Raw genomic sequence first — 3,671 nt, forward strand, 5'->3', positions numbered from 1 at the left:
CAGTAGCTCATAGCATCCAGTGAACTTGTGTAAGGTAAGTCACCATTGCGATTGTGCATTATTGCCTGATTTCGAACTTGCCAGTTAATTTCCGGCATTAGCTGTTTAAGCTGAGCTTCATAGTATAAATATGCATTAGGATCTCGCTCGTCAGGTGCAAAATAGATAACATCAGCATCATTCAATGGTGTCGCCACCTGAAAACCATGTAATGTATCCCACACAAGATTTCGGACGAAACCTGCTGCAATATAGCATTGAGGTAAACCCAGTTGAGATACACACTTCAAAGCGTTAACTCTAACTGGATCTTGTTTGATTAATTCTAYGATTCTGTCCATTTCGCCCTGTGCCCTAACGCCCAATTAAGGTGCGACAACGCTATAANACCTAANCTAAACCATTGCACCGTAAACACAAATTTCAAATCGGAGTAAAATCGRCAAGCGTTAGGAGTCACTCTTAAATTGTTTGTTAGAGCGCTGATTCAAGGGCAAGTGACTTACGCTTTCTTAACGTATTTTGCCGTTACAAACATTTCGCCAGCACCATCAAGCTTACAGTCCAATTGATGATCCTTACCTTCCACAACCCGCTTTATTACACCTTTTGTGCCAATTTTAAGGTTCTGAGAACTACCTTTAACTTTGAGATCTTTCACCAATGTGATTTTATCGCCTTGCTCCAACTGATTTCCATTAACATCATGAACTGTGAATTGATTTTCAGCCTCTTCAACTGGGTTCCATTCATAGGCACATTCGGGACAAACAAGATGTGTTTGATCTTGATAAACAAATTCAGATTGGCAATTTGGGCAAGGAGGAAATGACATTAGTTATGACTTCTATTAATTGATTTAACTTATATTTTAATGATTTATCACGTTCAGTCTATGCATTATGAAAGCGTCAATGAGCACTAAAACATGAAAATCCGACTCAAATTGGTCGTGCGCTATAACGCCCAATTAAGGGGTGAACAACGCCTCCACCCAAACCTAAAGCATTGTGCCATAAACACTAAAACTGAAGTAGAAGCAAAAGTGCCAAGCGTTGAGAATCCCTCTTAAATTGTTTGTTATAAAACAATTTTTCCGTATTGGTAAACATGGTCTGCATACAATTTACCACCGATTTCATAAGCTTCTGGGATAACTTTTTTCAGCGAGAAACCACACTTGGTTAATACTTTCTCTGAACCAATGTTGCCCTCAGTTACGACTGCGTTAAACGTTTGGATACCTTGCTCTTCGCATGCCCACTTAATCAGAGATTTTAGAGATTCAGTACCGTAACCAAGACCATGGTATTTAGGTTGAATAAGAAAACCAACTTCGGCTGCGCCATCACGCATACGAAAACCAGTGACGCCGATTTTTTCACCAGTTTCATTTACAGTAATGGTTAAGCACAACCAATGCTCAGAAACCTTATTCCACTCAGGGAGTCGAGAATTAAAATTGTCCTTAATTTCCTTAGGTGATGGTTCATCAAAACAGAACTTTATTACCGCAGGATCTCGATTTAAAGATTGGTTTAAATCCCAGTCTTTCACTGTGATTTGAGTCATTCCGAGTCTATCCGTTACTATTTTCAAATGCAGAACTCTCCTTGTTTTATAACGCCGCGTTAAGTGGTGAACAGCGCTACCACTGCACTCAAGACATTATGCCATAAACTCTGATGCATATCTTTAAACTGAAGCCGCCAAGCGTTGTGAATCCGTCTTAAACGCTTTGTTATATGCAAACTCCCACCTCAAATGCAGAGCTAATTTCACTATTGATGATAGACTCAATCAATAACCTCCTAATTCAAAGTAAACACCATGAAAGACTGCAACCAATGTGGAAAATGCTGCATCAAATATGGCGATGGTGATTTAGCAGCCACGCAGGAAGAAATAGACCTGTGGGAGCTGTTTAACCCAGATATCTTTGAATATGTGAAAGATGGAAAAATCTGGTTTGATCCAGAAACCAGAGCACAATTAAACCATTGTCCATTTTTGGAATTAGTGCCGAAGTCAAAGCCAGAAGAGAAAGATAAATATACATGCAGTATTTACTTCGACCGACCAGAAGATTGTCGCCACTACCCTAGCCTTATCAACGAAATGGTTCGAGACGAATGTGAAATGATAGAAATTACTGACTTAGAAAACCCTAAGAAAGCTCAGAAAGATCTCGATAAGGTGATGAGTTCAAGCCGACCTTCGAGCTATTCCTAGGTTGATTTAGGCAATTGCATATAACGCCGCGTTAAGTAGTGAGCAACGCTACCACCATACCTAAAACCTTGCCACCTTAAACACTAAAGCTGACCCAAACTGAAAATGCCGAGCGTTGGGAATCTGTCTTAAACGCTTTGTTATATTTATGATACCTCTATACTTTTTCCCACTTTATGAGAGATTTCCTTCTAGCCACTATGAGATAGTAAATGCTGATTGCAATAGAGAATGCAGAGCTTGTTATGAGAGCATTTGTTAAGGTATCCATGAACTTAGAATTTTCTTGGGCTAGGCTAAACAGATACGTTATAAACAGGTATACGAAGAAGAATTCAATGAATTTCAAGACTATATTTGTAGGAAGTGATTCCCAATATACGGGTTTTAACTGGATACCTCGATTTCGCAAAAACCTATATAAGACCGTCTTGTCTGTATTACAAGAAAGCCCCAAAGCCTTTAGGTAATTGTCAGCTCTTTCTAACTTATCTTGATAACTCATAAATCTCCCCCCAAATGGAAAACGATACCAAAATTAGGAAGATTGGATTTCGAGTAACTTCATGATTTAAAAATAAATATAACGCCCAATTAAGGTGCGATAACGCTATAACACCTAACCTAAACCATTGCGCCGTAAACACAAAATTCAAATCGGAGTAAAATCGGCAAGCGTTAGGAGTCACTCTTAAATTGTTTGTTATATTGCCCGCACGACAGAGCTAAGTTTAGCGCCAAGGTGCTGAATTGGTTATAAATCTACTGGCTTTGAACTCAGAAGTAAAACGGATAGTTCGAAACTAAACCATAGACAACAAAACGCACTTGGCTAAGAAGCGAAATGAGCTGATATTGGAGTCATTCGATTCGCCAGAATGACAAAGAATTCGAGCGAGAAACCTGACGGAAAAGTGCACTGAAGCCACAATTTTTAATGCAACTCCCACGAAAATGAAGCCGCGCAAAATGAACTTGAGCCAGCAAAACTTACTAACGAGGAGACTTGCATGACGTTGCAGCTAATTAACAGTCAAGCTTTCTACGTGCGATGGTCATTTTGATGGCAACTTTCACGAAACGAACAGGTGTGTAGCTCGAACGCAGAACAAAGATAAACGGATAATTTAACCCTTTGAATCCTATGCAATATAACGCCCAATTAAGGTGCGACAACGCTATAACACCCAAGCTAAACCATTGCACCGTAAACACAAATTTCAAATCGAAGTGAAACTGCCACGCGTTGGGAGTCACTCTTAAATTGTTTGTTAGGCGTGGCTCATTTTTGGTATTTAGCTGACGTGATAAACTCACCAAATGTCTCACACCATACAATGACCGTATTATATTTAGAGACATCTATACCTTTCGGTATTTTGACCGCAAAGTTTTCGAAAGTCTTAACATTACCAATGCGAACCATACTGTCTTTTAAT

Annotated in this window: 6 protein-coding genes; 1 reads left to right on the forward strand and 5 read right to left on the reverse strand. The window is 39.4% G+C overall.

Annotation, left to right across the window (positions count from 1 at the left end):
- The 3 genes from L4C39_RS00570 to L4C39_RS00580 form a co-directional block, all read right to left on the reverse strand.
- Positions 1–341 (reverse strand): nucleotidyltransferase family protein (locus L4C39_RS00570; protein ID WP_429743818.1); only part of this gene is annotated, 341 nt, incomplete at its 3' end.
- A 161-nt stretch (positions 342–502) separates the two neighbouring features.
- Positions 503–835 carry a zinc ribbon domain-containing protein YjdM gene (locus tag L4C39_RS00575; RefSeq protein WP_261889312.1) on the reverse strand — a complete coding sequence of 111 codons (333 nt, stop codon included), beginning with the start codon at positions 833–835 and terminating at the stop codon, positions 503–505.
- A gap of 245 nt (positions 836–1,080) precedes the next feature.
- Positions 1,081–1,599 (reverse strand): GNAT family N-acetyltransferase, encoded by a 519-nt coding sequence (locus L4C39_RS00580; RefSeq protein ID WP_429743820.1) that lies wholly within the window; start codon positions 1,597–1,599, stop codon positions 1,081–1,083.
- A 231-nt stretch (positions 1,600–1,830) separates the two neighbouring features.
- On the opposite strand from L4C39_RS00580, the gene L4C39_RS00585 reads away from it, so the two are divergent.
- Entirely contained in the window at positions 1,831–2,232 is a 402-nt protein-coding gene (locus L4C39_RS00585; protein ID WP_429743822.1) for a YkgJ family cysteine cluster protein, read from the forward strand.
- 157 nt (positions 2,233–2,389) lie between these two features.
- Here L4C39_RS00585 and L4C39_RS00590 read toward each other — a convergent pair whose 3' ends face one another.
- Both L4C39_RS00590 and L4C39_RS00595 read right to left on the reverse strand, forming a co-directional pair.
- Positions 2,390–2,737: a DUF6404 family protein gene (locus L4C39_RS00590; protein WP_429743824.1), complete on the reverse strand. Its 348-nt coding sequence runs from the start codon at positions 2,735–2,737 to the stop codon at positions 2,390–2,392.
- A gap of 777 nt (positions 2,738–3,514) precedes the next feature.
- On the reverse strand, positions 3,515–3,671 hold a 157-nt coding region (locus L4C39_RS00595), incomplete at its 5' end, for a DM13 domain-containing protein (protein WP_429743826.1).

Origin of the sequence: Vibrio clamense (assembly GCF_050337905.1) — a bacterium.
Classification (GTDB): Bacteria; Pseudomonadota; Gammaproteobacteria; order Enterobacterales; family Vibrionaceae; genus Vibrio; species Vibrio cortegadensis.

Coding starts and splice junctions, on each gene's coding strand:
- L4C39_RS00585 (WP_429743822.1), top strand. CDS start 1,831: ATGAAAGACTGCAACCAATGTGGAAAATGCTGCATCAAATATGGCGAT.
- L4C39_RS00575 (WP_261889312.1), bottom strand. CDS start 835: ATGTCATTTCCTCCTTGCCCAAATTGCCAATCTGAATTTGTTTATCAA.
- L4C39_RS00590 (WP_429743824.1), bottom strand. CDS start 2,737: ATGAGTTATCAAGATAAGTTAGAAAGAGCTGACAATTACCTAAAGGCT.